General features: G+C 42.8%; 20 protein-coding genes. 8 read left to right on the forward strand and 12 right to left on the reverse strand.

The features are described 5' to 3' along the window. Positions 1-8 precede the first annotated feature (8 nt). The gene (locus tag SOO65_RS16460; protein ID WP_321392811.1) at positions 9-1,187 is read right to left on the reverse strand and encodes a DcaP family trimeric outer membrane transporter; all 1,179 of its coding nucleotides are present in this window, start codon (positions 1,185-1,187) and stop codon (positions 9-11) included. A 208-nt stretch (positions 1,188-1,395) separates the two neighbouring features. On the opposite strand from SOO65_RS16460, the gene SOO65_RS16465 reads away from it, so the two are divergent. Further along, complete coding sequence (locus SOO65_RS16465) at positions 1,396-2,472, forward strand: Lsa36 family surface (lipo)protein (protein ID WP_321392814.1); 1,077 nt, start codon at positions 1,396-1,398, stop codon at positions 2,470-2,472. 33 nt (positions 2,473-2,505) lie between these two features. Then, positions 2,506-3,687: a benzoate/H(+) symporter BenE family transporter gene (locus tag SOO65_RS16470; protein WP_321392817.1), complete on the forward strand. Its 1,182-nt coding sequence runs from the start codon at positions 2,506-2,508 to the stop codon at positions 3,685-3,687. Here the strand turns inward: SOO65_RS16470 and SOO65_RS16475 are convergent. Then, the gene (locus SOO65_RS16475) at positions 3,668-4,369 is read right to left on the reverse strand and encodes a hypothetical protein (protein ID WP_321392824.1); all 702 of its coding nucleotides are present in this window, start codon (positions 4,367-4,369) and stop codon (positions 3,668-3,670) included. The two genes, SOO65_RS16470 and SOO65_RS16475, sit on opposite strands and share 20 nt — an antisense overlap. A gap of 161 nt (positions 4,370-4,530) precedes the next feature. Between SOO65_RS16475 and SOO65_RS16480 the strand changes: the two genes are divergently transcribed. Then, positions 4,531-5,031 (forward strand): hypothetical protein, encoded by a 501-nt coding sequence (locus tag SOO65_RS16480; RefSeq protein WP_321392827.1) that lies wholly within the window; start codon positions 4,531-4,533, stop codon positions 5,029-5,031. On the opposite strand, the gene SOO65_RS16485 is transcribed toward SOO65_RS16480, so the two are convergent. From SOO65_RS16485 to SOO65_RS16495, 3 genes are all read right to left on the reverse strand, one after another. Beyond that, positions 5,028-6,113, reverse strand: coding sequence for an aldo/keto reductase (locus tag SOO65_RS16485; RefSeq protein WP_321392830.1), 1,086 nt, complete (start codon positions 6,111-6,113; stop codon positions 5,028-5,030). The two genes, SOO65_RS16480 and SOO65_RS16485, sit on opposite strands and share 4 nt — an antisense overlap. Positions 6,114-6,188: 75 nt before the next feature. Then, positions 6,189-7,064 (reverse strand): urea transporter, encoded by an 876-nt coding sequence (locus SOO65_RS16490; protein ID WP_321392833.1) that lies wholly within the window; start codon positions 7,062-7,064, stop codon positions 6,189-6,191. 9 nt (positions 7,065-7,073) lie between these two features. After that, a complete protein-coding gene (locus tag SOO65_RS16495; RefSeq protein WP_321392838.1) occupies positions 7,074-7,322 on the reverse strand; it encodes a hypothetical protein in 249 nt (82 codons plus the stop codon). Positions 7,323-7,386: 64 nt separating this feature from the next. On the opposite strand from SOO65_RS16495, the gene SOO65_RS16500 reads away from it, so the two are divergent. Further along, positions 7,387-7,854, forward strand: a complete 468-nt coding sequence (locus SOO65_RS16500; protein WP_321392840.1) for an Lrp/AsnC family transcriptional regulator — start codon at positions 7,387-7,389, stop codon at positions 7,852-7,854. Further along, positions 7,851-8,117, forward strand: a complete 267-nt coding sequence (locus SOO65_RS16505) for a peptidylprolyl isomerase (protein WP_321392845.1) — start codon at positions 7,851-7,853, stop codon at positions 8,115-8,117. The genes SOO65_RS16500 and SOO65_RS16505 overlap by 4 nt, the downstream gene beginning before the upstream one ends. Here the strand turns inward: SOO65_RS16505 and SOO65_RS16510 are convergent. After that, the gene (locus SOO65_RS16510) at positions 8,101-8,712 is read right to left on the reverse strand and encodes a YkgJ family cysteine cluster protein (RefSeq protein ID WP_321392848.1); all 612 of its coding nucleotides are present in this window, start codon (positions 8,710-8,712) and stop codon (positions 8,101-8,103) included. The genes SOO65_RS16505 and SOO65_RS16510 overlap by 17 nt on opposite strands. Before the next feature lie 163 nt (positions 8,713-8,875). On the opposite strand from SOO65_RS16510, the gene SOO65_RS16515 reads away from it, so the two are divergent. Further along, positions 8,876-9,721: an alpha/beta hydrolase gene (locus SOO65_RS16515; protein WP_321392850.1), complete on the forward strand. Its 846-nt coding sequence runs from the start codon at positions 8,876-8,878 to the stop codon at positions 9,719-9,721. On the opposite strand, the gene SOO65_RS16520 is transcribed toward SOO65_RS16515, so the two are convergent. Continuing rightward, positions 9,675-10,202 (reverse strand): inorganic diphosphatase, encoded by a 528-nt coding sequence (locus tag SOO65_RS16520; protein ID WP_321392852.1) that lies wholly within the window; start codon positions 10,200-10,202, stop codon positions 9,675-9,677. The genes SOO65_RS16515 and SOO65_RS16520 overlap by 47 nt on opposite strands. Positions 10,203-10,262: 60 nt before the next feature. Further along, on the reverse strand, positions 10,263-10,388 hold the full coding sequence (locus SOO65_RS16525) for a hypothetical protein (protein ID WP_321392854.1): 126 nt from the start codon (positions 10,386-10,388) through the stop codon (positions 10,263-10,265). A 211-nt stretch (positions 10,389-10,599) separates the two neighbouring features. Between SOO65_RS16525 and SOO65_RS16530 the strand changes: the two genes are divergently transcribed. Then, positions 10,600-12,645 (forward strand): TonB-dependent siderophore receptor, encoded by a 2,046-nt coding sequence (locus tag SOO65_RS16530; RefSeq protein WP_321392856.1) that lies wholly within the window; start codon positions 10,600-10,602, stop codon positions 12,643-12,645. Here the strand turns inward: SOO65_RS16530 and SOO65_RS16535 are convergent. The 3 genes from SOO65_RS16535 to SOO65_RS16545 all read right to left on the reverse strand — a co-directional run bounded on the left by SOO65_RS16535 (position 12,642) and on the right by SOO65_RS16545 (position 15,262). Next, entirely contained in the window at positions 12,642-13,967 is a 1,326-nt protein-coding gene (locus SOO65_RS16535) for a hypothetical protein (RefSeq protein WP_321392858.1), read from the reverse strand. The two genes, SOO65_RS16530 and SOO65_RS16535, sit on opposite strands and share 4 nt — an antisense overlap. 106 nt (positions 13,968-14,073) lie before the next feature. Continuing rightward, positions 14,074-14,250, reverse strand: coding sequence for a hypothetical protein (locus tag SOO65_RS16540; RefSeq protein WP_321392860.1), 177 nt, complete (start codon positions 14,248-14,250; stop codon positions 14,074-14,076). Between the two features lie 52 nt (positions 14,251-14,302). Further along, positions 14,303-15,262 carry a hypothetical protein gene (locus tag SOO65_RS16545; RefSeq protein ID WP_321392862.1) on the reverse strand — a complete coding sequence of 320 codons (960 nt, stop codon included), beginning with the start codon at positions 15,260-15,262 and terminating at the stop codon, positions 14,303-14,305. Positions 15,263-15,396: 134 nt separating this feature from the next. On the opposite strand from SOO65_RS16545, the gene SOO65_RS16550 reads away from it, so the two are divergent. Next, on the forward strand, positions 15,397-15,651 hold the full coding sequence (locus SOO65_RS16550; RefSeq protein WP_321392864.1) for a hypothetical protein: 255 nt from the start codon (positions 15,397-15,399) through the stop codon (positions 15,649-15,651). Here the strand turns inward: SOO65_RS16550 and SOO65_RS16555 are convergent. After that, positions 15,648-16,517: an alpha/beta hydrolase gene (locus SOO65_RS16555; RefSeq protein ID WP_321392866.1), complete on the reverse strand. Its 870-nt coding sequence runs from the start codon at positions 16,515-16,517 to the stop codon at positions 15,648-15,650. The genes SOO65_RS16550 and SOO65_RS16555 overlap by 4 nt on opposite strands. Positions 16,518-16,627 lie beyond the last annotated feature (110 nt).

A 16,627-nucleotide genomic window follows, 5' to 3' on the forward strand; every position in this document is an offset into this window, starting at 1 on the left:
AAACACTCCTAGAAGTCGTTGCTAGAAAAACTATATTTAAATGAGATCTGAGTACGAACATCATTCCCATAATTTCCATCATTGTCTGTACGAGCACCCCAAAGCATTTCCGCACCCATCATGACGTTTTTCACAGGTTTATGAAGAAAGTTTACAGAGGCATACTCCCCTTTATGAAAAGCACTCCCCTCCTGAAAACTTGTATTATCAACTTGTGTACGAGAATAACCAATTGATGAACTGTTCTTTGAGTCCCAGTAGTGATCGTAATAGGCCACAATCCCAAGAAGCGGAACTGCTTTGGCCTCAAGATCGGCCAGGCGTCTACCTTGTGGTGCTAGATCCACACCACCATCGTTCATGTAGCTCGCAATACCTTGTCCATAAACGGCAGAGAGGATCAGTTTATCAGTATCAAGAAATTTAATATTAGTACTGACATTCAGACCCCAACCAAGCTCATGATCCTTTGGATTGTTGTTAGGAAGTCCGGTTGTTTCATATCCAATTCGACGAAGAATACCACCAGTTTGGAAATGACCCCAATCACGATTCATTCGAAACTGTGCCGTAAGGTCCGGAAGCTTTTCATCAGATTGAAGATTATCACCAAACTCCGGCGCCACATCTCTGATTTGGCCGGCATCGATATCATCACTCGGTTTCTCCAGGGCCACTGAAAAATTATTGTCCCCTTTGAGAGGTGTATATCTGATTTGTGGATTACGCAGGAAAACCATCCCGGCGGGCCCCCAGTAATCAATTGTGTTAGGAAAAACATCAATGTCCATGAACAAACTGTGAGTTTGACCGGCGAGCCATTCTTTCCACTCTCCATAAGCATGACGTAGACGAATCGTTGTTTGACCTTCATCTACCCCTACCCCGAACATATCAATTTCAAACTTGGTGTAAACGCTTTGATCTTCAACAGGCAGAGTTCCTTGCACACCGAATCTACTTTGACGAGCACCAATGATGGCCTGGCCATCACTACCAAATTGACCTTCTTCAGTTGGAATTCTCGATGGTCTTAAAGTGTCGTCCCAATTTGGATCAACTCGATCGAAATCCTGAACATAGTCAGCTTGAACAAAACCATAGACTTCGAGCCGATTAGGTTTCTTATCTTGTGCATAGGCGCCTGTCGTTAACAGCGCCGCAAGTAAGGCATATCGACTTTTCATAATTACTCCTGATCAATTCAGTTAATATGAGCAACCTGAATTCTTAAAGGTGCAAGCTCAAGGCCCTTTTGTGGCCGTCTACATCAATGATTGGATTCAAGCTTTTGATGGGGATCAATCCACGACTGAGTTAACAAATTTAATCTCTCTTAAGTCCCAAGATGACCTGTTTTGTTGATATGGTTTTCGGAATTTTTGAGGGGGCCCTATGTCAAGACTCCTGATTCTTATCTGCACTTTGATCTGCTTTAAAGCAGAAGCACAGATCTTCCAATTGAAAGTCACAGACTACGATGGTCTTGATTCAATCAATGCCGTGAAGATCTTTATCGATTCCGAAGTAAAGAAGATTGAAGATTCTGTGAATAAAGAATTTCCCAACGACGCTCCCAGAAGAATTCTGCAAGGGATGGGAGACTCAAATATAATGGCCGCAAAAGGAATCGGAACTGATTATACCTCTGCCATGCAAGTAAGTATGATCGGTGCCACTCTTGGAGCTGGTGCGGATTTTGAACAAGAGGAACACACGAAAAGTGAAACCAGCGGATACGCGGCCGCTCCCGGACTCATGCTTGGTTTTAATTTGGGCGCTTTAGGAATGAATGACATCCTTAACATGGAAAGCGATAAGCTCAATATGTACGTTAATGCCATGAGTACGAAGTACATCCAATCGCTGGATGATGAAAATGATCGTACACTCGTTGGTCTTGATATGACTTCTGTTGGGGTTCACTTCAGATATCATCTGGTGGATAAAAGCGATGTCAATCACAGATGGGGGGGACTAAAACTCACCTGGGGCTATGAATATAATCATTCAGACTATACTTACGAAACACGACTCGACCGAATGATTAATATCATCGGGGATAATGAACTCCTCCAAGGTCGTCTAACTGGTACACCTAAGGCCATCGTAAAAGTCAGAACACATTCCTTCCCACTGGCGGTATCAACCGATTACCAAGTTCTGTCCTTCTTAAATATATATGGAGGAACAGGTATGGATTTTAATATTGGTTATGCTAAAGGTATTGGAGTCGCCAACGGAGACGTAACTCCGGTTCTGTGTACCGGCGGAAGTTGTGGTCCTGGTAGAAATCTTAAACTTCAGGCCCAGGCAAATCTAGATACATCATCTTTGGTCACACCAATTACGGTGAGAGCATTTGGTGGATTTCAACTTAGTGCTTCTCACTTTAGTTTTTATACTCAAGTGGATAAAGAAGTACTCACGGAGCTCGTAAGTGCAACGGTAGGGATCAGGTTATTTTATTGACGCTGTCCCGCCCCTCTCTAATAATAAAAGAACATGAAAACAAATAATGTTCTTCGCGACTTCTCATTCTCCAGCATCACGGCCGGTTTTGTTTCTGATCTTGTAGGATATGCCAGCTCCGCCGTTCTCATTTTCCAGGCCGCAACCTCCCTTGGTCTCCCCCCAAATGAAGCAAGCTCATGGCTCGCTGTTCTTTGTGTGGCAATGGGAGTACTGAACATTGTTTTATCTCTTCGTTATAAAATACCCATCATGTTTGCCTGGTCGACTCCGGGTGCCGCACTTCTCATTGCCAGTCTTCCTGGTGTGCCGGTATCTGATGCCGTAGGCGCTTTTCTTTTTTCTGCTGTTCTCATTACCTTAAGTGGAATCACGGGTTACTTCGAAAAAATTATGGATAAAATTCCGATGTCAATTGCGTCGGCCATGCTTTCAGGAGTGCTATTGAAGTTTGGGCTTGAGGTCTTTAATTCCATGAAGACTCAGTTCGCTCTCGTGTTCACCATCTTCATGATCTATCTCCTCTTCAGAAGAATTTCGCCTCGCTATTCAGTGGTTGCTGCCTTCTTCACTGGTTTGATTTTGGCAGGAGCATTGGGACTTTTAAATTTTAGCGAAATGAATCCGGAACTCGCGATTCCTGTCTTTACAACTCCTACTTGGGACATCAAGACGATTATTAGCGTAGGTCTTCCATTGTTTATTGTGACGATGACTTCCCAAAACATGACAGGCCTTGCGGTATTGAAGGCCTTTCATTATAAACCGGAAGTATCAAAACTCATCACCTGGTCTGGTATCACTAATATCATCATTGCTCCCTTTGGTGGATTTGCTATTAACCTCTCTGCCATCACGGCCGCCATTTGCATGGGCCCAGAGTCCCATGAGGATTCGACGAAACGTTATACGGCGGCGATTTCTTCTGGAATCATTTACATCATCATGGGAATTTTTGCTGGATCAGTTGGTGCGCTCTTTGCCGCATTTCCAAAAGAGCTCGTTCTGTCAGTGGCAGGATTGGCATTACTCGGGGCCATTTCACAAGGACTCATGGCAGCGGTTCAAAATGATCATGAAAGAGAACCCGCGATGATGACTTTTTTTGTGACGGCATCAGGCGTGACACTTGCAGGAATTGGTTCTGCATTCTGGGGAATCACGGCCGGGATTCTTACACTCCTTATTTTAAGATTTAGGCACTCAAAACAATAATACATTTACGCTTGAGGTACTCGAAAGTTTCCTGCGCCAGTGGCATCTGAAGTGAGAGACCAACTCTCACATCTCCACGCTTCAAGTAGTATCCTTTAGGAGCGATATAACAGACCGAACCCAGGATATCGTGCCTCAGCGGTTTATGATCAATGGACTTTAACCAGAAACTATCATTCTTTTTAAAGTAGTCTTTATTTTGTCCCGAAATCAAAATACCGAAACCTCTTTCAGAGACATCAATGATACGAATTTCCATTTCATATGTTGTTTCACGTAGAGTGCGTTCCACTCTTTTTAGTGAAAGCGAAATGTCTGAATTAAACGGAAGAACATAGCGTTCTCCTTTTCTTTCCTCCAGCGCACGGGCCTCTTCAGGATAGTGACAGGTGATTTTATCACCGTTGACCTTAAACTCTCCCGGGAAAAGTCGAAAGATAAGATTCCGATAGGAAAGGCGAATATAAATCGGTTTATTAGGATCGATCTCTACAACTGTAGGAGTTCGAAGAACTAAGAAATCAGATTTAATGTCGACTAAGATTTGAATGATCTGTGATACATGTCGATTGGGTTCACCAGCGCGATTCTGCCAGATGTCTCCGCCAAAGAGTGCAGCTTTCTCAATCACCGTAATGATTTGAACACGATTCTCTAAGGCCTTAAGCTTCGACATATCCATAAAACACTTCCTGTTGAATTACTGGATATAAAATTGGTTGGTAAGATCTATCGACACTCTTCCTTAGAAAATTAAACCGGACACAAGTTATTGATATTTCTGCGATCTTTACGATGATTTTAGTTTTAAAAGGCCAAGGGATGGGATATACACACCCGCCTATGAAAACACTAATTTTAATCCTAATTATGACCATGTCTTCTCTTGCCCATTCAGCTCAATACACACTTCGCGAAGGTAAACTTCACAAAGGTGGCGTTGCCTCTGTAGAGGTCCTTCCTCACAGTGGCCTTTTCATTGTGAAGATGGATTATGAAGTTTATAAACGCGCTTGGGTTCCTGCTCCACCAGAAGCTCTTAAAGGCGACACGGTTTTGGAATTACCGACTCAATTTAAAGATGAGCGTGGCTACCTGGAGCTCGAAACTCTTGGGTCAATGAGCATTCCGGATGCTGAGTTAAAATTCATTCGTCGTACAAATCTAGGTAAATATCACGATGCATATGAAGCATTAGTATTACCGAAAAATGGAAAAACAAGAATTGAAGTCATCTATCATCCGGACGTGCCTGGTGCAGGTTGGGCGCAAGTTCGCATCACTTTCATCAGCAATGTTCCGCTCCTCAATGGCTACCAGGCCATCGCAGATTTAAAAAACTAATAAGGTCTTTGACCATCGGCCGGGGCCAGAGGATTCGACGGCCCCGTTTCTCCATTAATCGTCGTATTAGAATTTCTGAATGCCGGTGAACGCTTCAGAAAATCCGCAGGGAAATTAAGAGACGGCTTACTGATCTCATCCAAGGCCTTCAAATGTTCCGCAGATAACTTCACATCAAGTGCCGATAAATTATCTTCCAATTGCTCAATGGTTCTCGCCCCAATGATTGGTGAAGTTACTCCCGGTTGGGAGCAGACCCATTTGAGTGCAACTTTTGCAGGAGTAGATTTAACTTCTTTTGCGATTTGTATGACTTTTTCAACCACATCATAGGCATGATCATCTAAAGATGATGTGACCCACTCACCTCGACCGGCCTCAACATGATCTTTATTCTCTCTTCTATATTTTCCGGAGAGAACTCCAGACTTCAGCGGACTCCAGGGCGTCACTCCCATGCCGAGTTCTTGCGCCATCGGAATTAATTCACCTTCAACCGTTCTTTGAAGAAGTGAGTATTCAACTTGAATGGCACTGACTGGAACCCAACCTTGAAACAGGGACTTCACATGGGCCTCAGCGACTTTCCAGGCAGGAGTATCTGAGAAACCAATGTAGCGAACCTTACCGGAAGACACGAGATCATCCAGAGCTCTCATCGTTTCATCTATGGGAGTTTGATAGTCCCAGCAATGCATCCAATAAAGATCAATATAGTCAGTCTGAAGCCTGCGAAGAGATTCTTCACAAGCATGAATAATACTTTTTCTTCCTGCCCCACCTGCGTTTGGATCTCCAGGTTTCAAGGTCCCAAAAAACTTCGTGGCAATCACCATCTTCTGTCTTTCAAAAGGATCTTTTCGGAAAAAATCTCCAATGATTTTTTCTGAATGGCCATAAGTATAAACGTTGGCGGTATCAATGAAGTTCCCGCCTAAATCTATATAACGAGCAAGAATTTTTTCGCATTCAGGAACCGATGCTCCCCATCCCCAATCCTCACCAAAGGTCATGGTGCCGAGACATAAAGGGCTCACTTTCAGACCTGATTTTCCGAGTGTCACATAATGATTAAGAGGCATAACTGCTCCTTTTTCTCACTATGATAAGGACCTCTTTCAGGGAGAGGTAGTCGCACACGCTTTGTCTATACTGCTTTAGTTAGTTATGAATTTAGTATGATCGCGAAGGACAACTTCAAGTTTAATCATAAGCCAGGTTGAAATCAAAAATGGGGCCGTTAAAGGAACTGCTCCTACCTTGATGAAGAGAACATGTAAAAGAACACTTGAAACAATTCCTACTAAAGCAAATATGGCAGATTTAAAGGTCGGTTTCATAAACGTGCAACCAAGTGCAACCGAAGTTAAAACCGCACTAAACCCATATAGGCCAGCACTTACGCCATCCATATCTAATTCTAGAACGAGGGCCAGACCTGTCGCCACCACACTTCCGAACAAGGTGAAAATAACCGGCCAGAAGGAAGAGACAAGAAGTCCCAAAAGAATTACCAGTCCTGCAATAGCACTCTCCACGAGATAAATTTCTGAAATACTTTTCAAAACAATTTTTGCAAAGGAGATGTCATGCAGACCAAGATAGATCGACGTCACTGTTGTCTTCATGGGAAGAGTAATTTTTGCCATCCAGCTAACGAGAACAAAAGGAAAGGTCATTACCGGCAGACCCATATTTTTATATTCCGGGGCCAAGTAACACATTAGGATAGTAGAAAAGGCAGAAGCGAGAACAAAACCTACGAACATAAAAGGAGATGGAATCAAAAGCGCGAAAAAGGCCGCACCAATTAAGCATCCGTTATAGCCATAAAGACCACGGATGATATCAGTTTTTTCGTATCGTAAAAAAATTGCGGTCCAGGTTGAGATCACTGTTCCCAAAAAAGCACCAAGTGCCACCCATGGAGAACCGATCGCCAATCCAATGAGAATGAAAAATCCCGTAAGGGAATTATTTTGAAGCATGACCTGACTAAGGCCACGAAAGACTCTATCTAGAAATTTTGACATCCATCCAATCTAGCATTCCACTCGTCGTACTTCAATTTCGAGCTTTGATGAAAGCCCTTGAAGAAGAATGGCCGGCTGATTTTCAGGGAACTCCAGAACGCACCCTTCATAAACGATATAGTCGTTTGGATCGTCCTTGGCCGTGATCCAGCCAGATCCACCCAGACACTGAAGTATCAGTTTCCCGGTACCTTCGGTACTTAAGGTCTTAAATTCATTATATTCAAGAGAAATACTTGATGGCTTAATCGTATTCATGTCGTTAATATAATCGCTTAATGATATTAATCAACAACCGATTCTACGCAGGGAGAAAAAACGAATGGAATTAAATGGAAATGGTCTTCGGGGCCCCCTCGACGAGATGGATCTTAAGATTCTTAAGTTACTTTCTGAGGACGCCAAAATGTCCTTTGGAGATATTGGCGAAAGAGTCCATTTAACGGCACCAGCGGTTCATGCCAGAGTCAAGAAAATGGAGAAGGCCGGAATCATCAAGAATTACACTGTTAATATCGATTTCGAGAAAGTGGGCCTGCCTGTTACTGCTTTCGTAAGAATCCAAACTGGAAAAATTAAATGTAGTGATGCGGGAAAGCTGGTAGATAAATTTTCAGAGATCGTTGAATGTCATGCAGTGGCGGGTGAAGATGATCTCATTCTCAAAACAAGAACGGCCACTCCCCTTGAACTTCAAAACTTACTAGATAAAATGCGAACGGAAGGCATTTCAGAAAAATCAAATTCAATTTTTGTTCTTCAATCACACTTTGAGAGATCACGTCTATGATGCTGAGTGCTCGCCATATTTTAGTTCGTCATGAATATGAAGCGAAAGATCTTCTTAAAAAACTTAAAGAAGGAAAAAGCTTTGAAGAACTCGCCAAAGATTTCTCATTATGTCCTTCAGGAACTCGCGGTGGTGATTTGGGAGAATTTCCAAAAGGCCGAATGGTTCCTGCTTTCGAGAAGGCCCTTGTTCAATTAAAATCGGGTGAGATATCGGGTATCGTCAAAACTCAATTTGGTTATCATCTTATTCAGCGGAAATAACCTTCGATAACATATAAGGCAGAGTTCCACTGTCTTCTGCATCCATGAAAGACGCGTAAATCACTAGATCAGATTTTGGTGTTTTTATGAGCCGGGTTGGTTTGATTTCACTGCTGGTATCACACTGATCAATTTCTCCAATGACAGCATTCGTTCGACAAACTGAGGGCCGATTTTTATAAATTCGACAGGCCCCATTTTCATCCAGGAAGACACAAGCTCGCTTTGAATAAGGAATTTTATAAAATTCATCCGAATCATTTTTGGCAATTGCTTGAAGTTCAAGCAGGTCCAAATCAATACCGATCCCTTCTCGAACTAATAGTGCCATCAGAGCCGCTTCATCTTGAGTCACGCTCACTTGTGTATGACAACAAGCCGAACATCCCATCTTGCAGGGACTCAGTTGCTCTACCAATGGATTAGAAAAGACGTCCCGATTAAGTTCTTCGATTAAATTGTGAATGAATTTGGCGCGAGTTATTGGGCTTGATAACTGTTGTAGTTCATTAATTATATTTTGAACCATACTGAGAAATTCAGATTTACTCTTCAGTTCTTCAAAAGTTCTTTTGGCGATAGCGGGGACATTCATGGGGTCTCGCTTGTTCGTCTACATAGTACTTACTTAATTAAAGTCTAGGGTAATTGAAAAAATATGCAACTTAATGCGAGACCATTAACTATTCATTAAAGCTTTCTTAAGCATTGGTCCTATGCCCATTGAAAAGGACCCTCATAAGCAAGATGATTTTCTTATGAGAACAATGAAGCGACATCAACTACTCATTCAAAATCAAAACATCCATTTTCTAGAGTGCGGAGAAGGAGAAAGAGTTGTGCTCTTTCATTGTAGTGGCTCTCAATCAGGCCAATGGTCAAACTTTATGCGTGAACAAAATCAGTTCCATTGTATAGCTCCTGATCTGGCATGGTATGGAGAGAACGCTCTAGGCCCGAATCCTAAAACCGCGAATGAGATTGATCACAAAATCGTGGAAACTTTCATTGATCGATTTGCCCCTTGTCACCTCATTGGACATTCTTATGGGGCCGCTCTTTTGCTTGAGGCACTTCAAAAAAACCGCAACTCTATTTTATCTGCGACTTTCATTGAACCAGTTAGTTTCCATTTATTAAGAGATCATGATTCAAGTTTTCGCGAGATAGATCTGTTGGTACAAATGCTTCTAGAATATTTGAATGATGGACAAAGGGTCCTGGCCTCTAAGAAGTTCATCAACTATTGGTCATTCCCTTACGCCTGGGAATTTCTGGATCACAGATTACGTGAGTATATGATTCAAAGAATTGATAAAATCACCTATGAGTTTTTACCCATGTATCATAAGTCGGGTGAACTCTTATTTGATAATGTGACGTATCCGGTGTTCCTGATGGAGGGACAATGGACCAAGCGTCCCATCAAAAACATCATGAAAAGATTGAGTGATTATTTTATGGTGGGAACTCAGATCATCCCTATGGCAGGACATCTGGCCCCGATTGGCCGATATAAAACGGTCGATAGAATGCTCATGCAAAACTTAAGTCAGTTCAATGCCGGAAATTCTTTCGATATAGGGCAATTGAATCTTCGATGACCTTGATGGCATCGTCTTTTCCATCGATGGAAGAAATCTCGACACTCTTTTTTTCCAACTCTTTATAGCTCTCAAAGAACCTTCGAATCTCATTTATTTTATGCTTGGCCAATTCATCGATTGAGCTGATGTGAGCGTATTCAGGATCGTGTGCATGGATTGAAATGACCTTATCATCACCTTGGCCCTGGTCCTTCATTCTAATGACACCAATCGGTCTTACTCGCATGATGGACATGGGTATGACTGGAAGTTGTCCGATGACGAGAACATCCAGGGGATCTCCATCATCGCAATAAGTTCTGGGAAAAAGACCATAGTTGCAGGGATAATGAACGGAGCTATAAAGAATACGATCCACTCGAAGTAGACCCGAATCTTTATCAATCTCATATTTGATTTTAGACCCAGAAGGAATCTCGATCATGCAATCGAGTAATTCACCATTAAAATTCAATTCAAGATCGTGCCAAGGATTCATAGAAATCTCCTTGGCCGTAGAGTAGCAATGAGTAGCGAATTATTAAAAGACTCGAGGTGGCTACTGCTGCTGGTGTTCTTGTGCGATCGTACGATCTGCAGGAATCGCCACGTATTCATTCTTTCTGAAAGTCGAACAAGCGGTAGAAATAAGCCCCAAAAAAATCATAAGCGATAATGACTTCATTATTCCTCCCATGGAATATAAGTCAATTATAGTGCAAAGAGCTTATTCGACAAAGCTTGGCAGGGTTTACCTTAAGCATACTTGACTTCAACAATTGAGTATTTTAAATTCTTCTCACGTGGGAGTTGCTTCCTTGCATCTGAGAGGCCCGGTTTTGACCGAGCGACCACATAACTTGATCCAGGTAATGCTGGCGTAAGGAGCTCGTCGTATGATGTATGTTTACATCATTTTCTTTTTCTTATTATCAATCCAGGCCGCAGAGAACTTAGAAGAAATCCAGGTCACAGAAGATCAAGCTACCCAGCTCTCTGACTTCACCGGTTTTACAACTCCTCTTTCTAAAATTCCACTGTCGATTAAGGCCTATAGCGACCAGGACCTGCAAAAAGCACAGGTAAAGCGACTATCTGATATAACCACCTTGGATGCATCAGTTACAGACAGCTACAACTCCACCGGCTATTGGGACATTATCTCCATCAGAGGTTTTCCTCTGGATAATAAAAATAATTTTCAGCGGGAAGGTCTGCCTATTTCAGCAGAGACCTCCATCCCTCTTGAAAATAAAGAGCGAATTGAAATTTTAAAAGGCATCTCTGGCGTTCAGGCCGGTGTAGCGGGGCCTTCTGGTCTGGTCAACTATGTAGTTAAAAGACCAACGATTGAAAGGAAAACAATATTACGTCTTGATCTAAGTGAGAGACAAAATGTTTTAGGCGCCATTGATCTCAGTGTTCCTATTAATGAGAAGCTTCGAACACGTACGAATATTGCGCAGGAAAATCTTGATCCTAAAGTTAAAGATACCAATGGTTCTCGCTCTCTTCTGGCCCATGCATTGGATTACCGTTTTTCAGAGATGGATTCAATCGAAGGTGAAATTGAATGGTCTCGCCAATCGCAACCATCTGTTCCGGGCTACGGCCTTTTAGGAAATAAGTTACCTCATCCTCTGGATCCGACTCTCAATTTGAACAATCAGTCCTGGAGCAAACCTGTTGAATTTGAGGGACTAACCGGAACTATAAAATACGTCCGGGCCCTGAATGATTACTGGAGAACAGATGTTCTTTTGGGAGCACAAAATTTAGTCACAGACGACAGGCTCGCCTATCCCTATGGTTGTTCAAAAGAAAATGTTTTTGATCGTTACTGTGCTGACGGAACCTTTGATGTTTATGACTATCGAAGTGAGAATGAACGACGCTTTTCCAGGTCCGCAAAATTTTCAGTCACAGGAGAAATTCCTGGAACCGTCATTCAGAATTTAAACTTTGGAGCATGGTCGCATTCCTATCAAGAGAAGATGGGTGGCCAGGCCTATAATTTCGTAGGAGAAGGAAATGTTGATGGTTCAGCAGACCTTCCGGCCAATCCCCAAAAGAACGACCCCGGAACAAATCGCCTTGCCCGTAATCTCGATTTTTTTATCTTCGATCAATTGAGTTACTCAAAGTGGAACGTCTGGGCGGGTGTGCGCCAATCAAACATTTCTCGAAGTAGTAAGCGAACGGATGGGACGAGTGGCACTCATTATCAGCAAAGCTTTGTCTTGCCATGGCTTGCACTCTCTTATCAATTTTCAAAATTTATGACCTATATGAGTTATGGTCAAGGAATTGAGTCCTTTGTAACTCCCAATCGCGGAGGTTACACAAATAAAGGAGAATTCCTTCCCAATGTTATCAGCCGACAATGGGAAACGGGATTAAGAGGCACTGAATCCGTTCAATGGGGATTGAGTCTCTTTCAGGTAAAGCGTCCGGTTGTTCTTGATCAAGATCCCATTTTTGCAACCGACGGAGTGGCCCAACAGCAGGGCCTTGAGTTTGATCTTGCCCATAAGTATCAGCGCTTTTTATATGGTTTTTCTTTGATGAAACTGAATGTTGAAAGACAAGACGCCAAGATCGTTCGAGAGTTTAACGGCAAAAAAGTCATTAACGTCCCTGACGAAACGGTTCGAGGATTCATTAACTATGAAGTTCCGAAAATTAACGGACTCAATCTAGAGTTGAGACTCATTCATGAAGGAAGACGAGCGGTTGTTTCGGACAATTCGATAATGCTTCCAGATTGGACCAGATGGGACATAGGCATTTCGTATCTAAGAAAACAAATGCTTCTACGCTTTTACGTAGAGAACATCGGGAACAAACGCTACTGGCGCGAGTCCCCTACTCAATACGGACACGTTTACTTATTCCCGGGGGCCGTGCAAACCGCGAACTTTAATATCGTCTATACACTTTAGAAAAAGATATCGGTCGCAAGCGAGATGATGGTCCCACTTTGTCCGGCAGTGTAATAGCCGAATGAACCGCCGGCGGCCGACTTATCCACGAAACTTAGAAAACCGTTTACCCGGAAATTTCTCGTGTTGGTTGGATAATAGTTTGAACCAATTCCGGTTTCGGTTGAGTCGTTAAACTCTCCCCAAATTTTTTGGTAGGAAAGATACCCTTCAACTTTTTTAGGAACGAAGAAGTAGGCCCCTTGAAGATTAATGCCGGTATCGATGAGGGAATTACTTGGCACGCTTCCAATCAAAGTGGAGAAATCGGAAAGCTGCCGCCAGTAGAATTCACTGAATAAAAAAAGCCCTCGGTATTTCATTGCCGCATCTGCCGACAAAAGATTGTAATCAGCTTTCTCTACGATTGCTCCCTGAGCAAGAGCATTTTCATCAAAGAGAAAGTTTCCATCTGAAATTCTGATCTGAACATTGCTCGGTGAACCAGTCTGAATCTGGGTCGCGCGATCTTCCCTACTCGTAGCACCCGAAATACCAAAACGTGTTGCCATACTCTGGTGCTGTTCATAGTCACCGTATCCACCCTTGGGGCCAAACTCACCGGTAGTTGGCATCCACCAGATCGTGGCACCGTAGGCAAAGTCCCTAGTCAATTGACTGGATGTCACACCCAATTGAGAAATGTTGTTCCCGATCATGATGCGATAAAGAAGATCAGGTCTAAGTCCTCCGCGCAGAGATAAACCAGTTGTAAATCCTGGTCTAAAATATTCATCTGCCATTTGACGGTCAGTCCCCAGGAAATAAGGATGCTCTCCGTTCATGGAACGAGTACCAGGTAAACCATCAATACCAAATCCCACAACTGCAGCTTCATTCACTTTATATAAAAGGTTACCGGCAATGATGGATGTCTGTACTGAGTTAAGAGACCAGAACATGAATGAATAATATAGTTTCGGAGTATAAATGAAACCGTTCATCCATACGAGCACACGGTGAATCTCCATATCATTTCGGGCAACGACGGTTTTCTTCGTTCCCAAATGGTCTCTGTAGTTCTGGCCACCAGGCATTTGATTCAAATAACGAGCAAGCATATAGCCCGAGATATTTAGTGATCCGCACTTGTTCTTACCAACGACAAAACCTTTGCCGGGTTCAAGAGTGCCTGAGAGAATTCTATGGTCGATCTGCTTGTTTTGAATTTCCGGTGATGGTGGCTCGGTCATACAATCGAGCACACTTTCACTATCTGGAGTTGTTTCGGCAAAAAGAATGTGAGGTAGAAGCACCAGAAGAATGAGCATTAAAATTTTCATGTTGCCGCAGACTGCATAACACATGCCAAAGGATTCTTACTAGAATACTTTTACTTGCGTCTATGCAGCAGAGATCTTTTGCCTCATTCAACTTTTTAGCCGGTAATTAAAACCCCATGGCAGGCGGAGGTGGTGCATGATGGATATGTCCGGCCGCAGCTTGAGAAGCATGAGCAGCAGCAGCATCCGAGGCTTGTTGAGTCCCAAAGAAATTTCCTGAAGGCTGCATTCCTGCGCATGAAGTGAATAAAGTCAGAAGAAAAAGAATAGATATAATTTTCATGGAGGTCTTATCGGCCCCCCTCTGTCTGAATTTAACTAAGAATTCTTAAGTCTCATATAAAGAGCGTCGCAGATAAAGAAACCTCATCTAAGAGGAAGTAATTATAGTTCACGCCCATGATGAGATGCTGTCCGAATGAGTACTGTCCACTGGCAAAGATCGCTGACTTATCTTTTTCAAATTCTAACTCCCCATTCTTATAAATTGGAGCTGAAGAATGCTCTTTTCTATAGGCCACGTTAAGAAGAACGTTTTTAAAGTGATAGGCGGCCGAATAAAGCATGATCTTCGTCTCTTCCGTAAAGAAGTCTGGATCAGAAGTGATTGAACCAACATCAATGGCAAGATTGTGAAGCCTGAAACCACCAGTGATGGTCTTTACGGTAAACTTGTCAGTCAAAGAATCTTTGCCATAGGCCGCTTGCGAATTAGGAAATTTCGTCAGATCGATCCATGAGTCATCCTGATAAATGGATGCTCCAACATGAAACATTCCATAACGACCGGAAATTCCCGCCCCTGGATTAATGTCCTTAATTTCAGAATGACGTTTAACAATCACACCGAAATCAAGACCGGCCTTGCGGTTACCAATTAGTTTGGCCCCTAATGCGAAAGCAAACTTCTTTGGCTTAAACTGCTGATCATTACTTACTCTTTCTTCAATCGCCTCATTTAACTCCGGAACTCGGTTACCAAAAAAACTATTGTCCAAAGAACCACTAATCAGGGCCCCACCCATTTTCCCCGTACCACTGGCGATACTGAAGAACACAGGATTTTTGGCCTGGGCAATTGCTTCAAGACCTGCACCACGATCAAAGCTCACGTTAGATGGATTTAAAATTGCCGCGGTAGAAGGCGTTGGAGCAGTTGGAAATGTCGTTCGACGCATTTGTTTCGTCACACCAGGGCAATTGGGAATTTTAATAATGTCACAGATGTCGGTGGGAGCCGCCAATGCCATTTCCATTGAAGAGAAAACGAACAAGAACCAAATCAAGATACGCATGATGCTCCGACGGCGTTAATTTTTGTAAGAAAAGGATATCATGCGCCGGCCGTCCTCAGCAAAAAAATAAGTTGTCATGACTCAATTCAAACGCAAAAAATACTTTATATAAAATTAAGCTTGGGGAGACGATAATGAACTTTGAAAATGATACTGTCTCGGGTTGGTTTACTCTAAACGCTGGCTTCAAGGTCTATGGCAGATGTCCTGCCTGTCACTCTCCCCGAATCTCATTCCATAAAACCCGTATACCTGGTCTCAAAGGTATTTCAGCAACCAGTGTAGGTCTAACTCCTGTTTGCATTGATTGCGGGATGAACCTTCCAACGAAGCCAAGTAAGCAACAGAAACTTCTTCCCCGTAAGAAAACCAATTTCAAAGAGGCCTAATGAAGGACGGCCTGACTTTCGAACATGTCAGTTTGATCAACTGCCCAGTTCAAGCAAAAGTCGGCCACTTCTTCCCAACCTGTTTCACCAAAAGTGTAGTGAGTTCGTTCCGGAAATTCCCGATAATCTGTTATTGTTGTGGTCTTGTACCGATTGGCATTCTCTTTATTGATTGAAGCTGGAACGGTGTGATCATTTCCACTCGCAACGAAGAGTAGCGGAGCTCGGTTAATATTCTCATAATTTACTTTCGTAACAGCATTGGGATTGAAATTAGCAAACGCCGCCTGAAGCAGTGGTCGTTTCGGTCCAGGAATAGAGAACTTTTCAAAGACCTCTCTTGATTCTTCTTCTGACAAGTTATTGGTAAAGGCAAACCTAAATTGCTCTAAGGTCAATTCAGTGATTCCGTTTGTATCCAGAGGATTCGAAAGAATTGGCCAAGCAACTCGAATTGTAGAGAGCGGCAAATTTAAAACACCACGGGTTTGAACAGAATCAATCGCAACACCTGAACACCCCAATCCCCTATCTAGCAGCAATTGAGTAATCAGACCGCCCATTGAATGCCCCATGATGATCGGGGCCCTTGAGAGAGAACGAATGATTTTATCATAGTGATTCACTATCTCCTCCACTCCTAATCCTCTTAAAAGCGTAGGATCTTTTCTGATGTCATCAATGGTTCGATCTTCAAGTCCGGGCCATGCAGGTGCAATGACATTATAACCATGTTCATTGAATCGTTTTATCCAATTCTCCCAACATAGTGGCGTGAGCCACAGACCGTGAATAAGAACAATATCACGTCCAGGTGGAGTAAAATTCTTTAACTCTGAAGTGTTGCTTGTTTCTTGAGTGGCCATAAGCGTTCCTTGAAAAAAGTTTCCAAATCACCCTATTTTAAACGCGCCTTCACAGAGGCACATTTCTCACTGTTTCTTGATAAGACCTTTTCACTTTTTCATAAAATTTT

This window comes from Peredibacter starrii, assembly GCF_034259205.1.
Taxonomy (GTDB): Bacteria; Bdellovibrionota; Bacteriovoracia; order Bacteriovoracales; family Bacteriovoracaceae; genus Peredibacter; species Peredibacter starrii.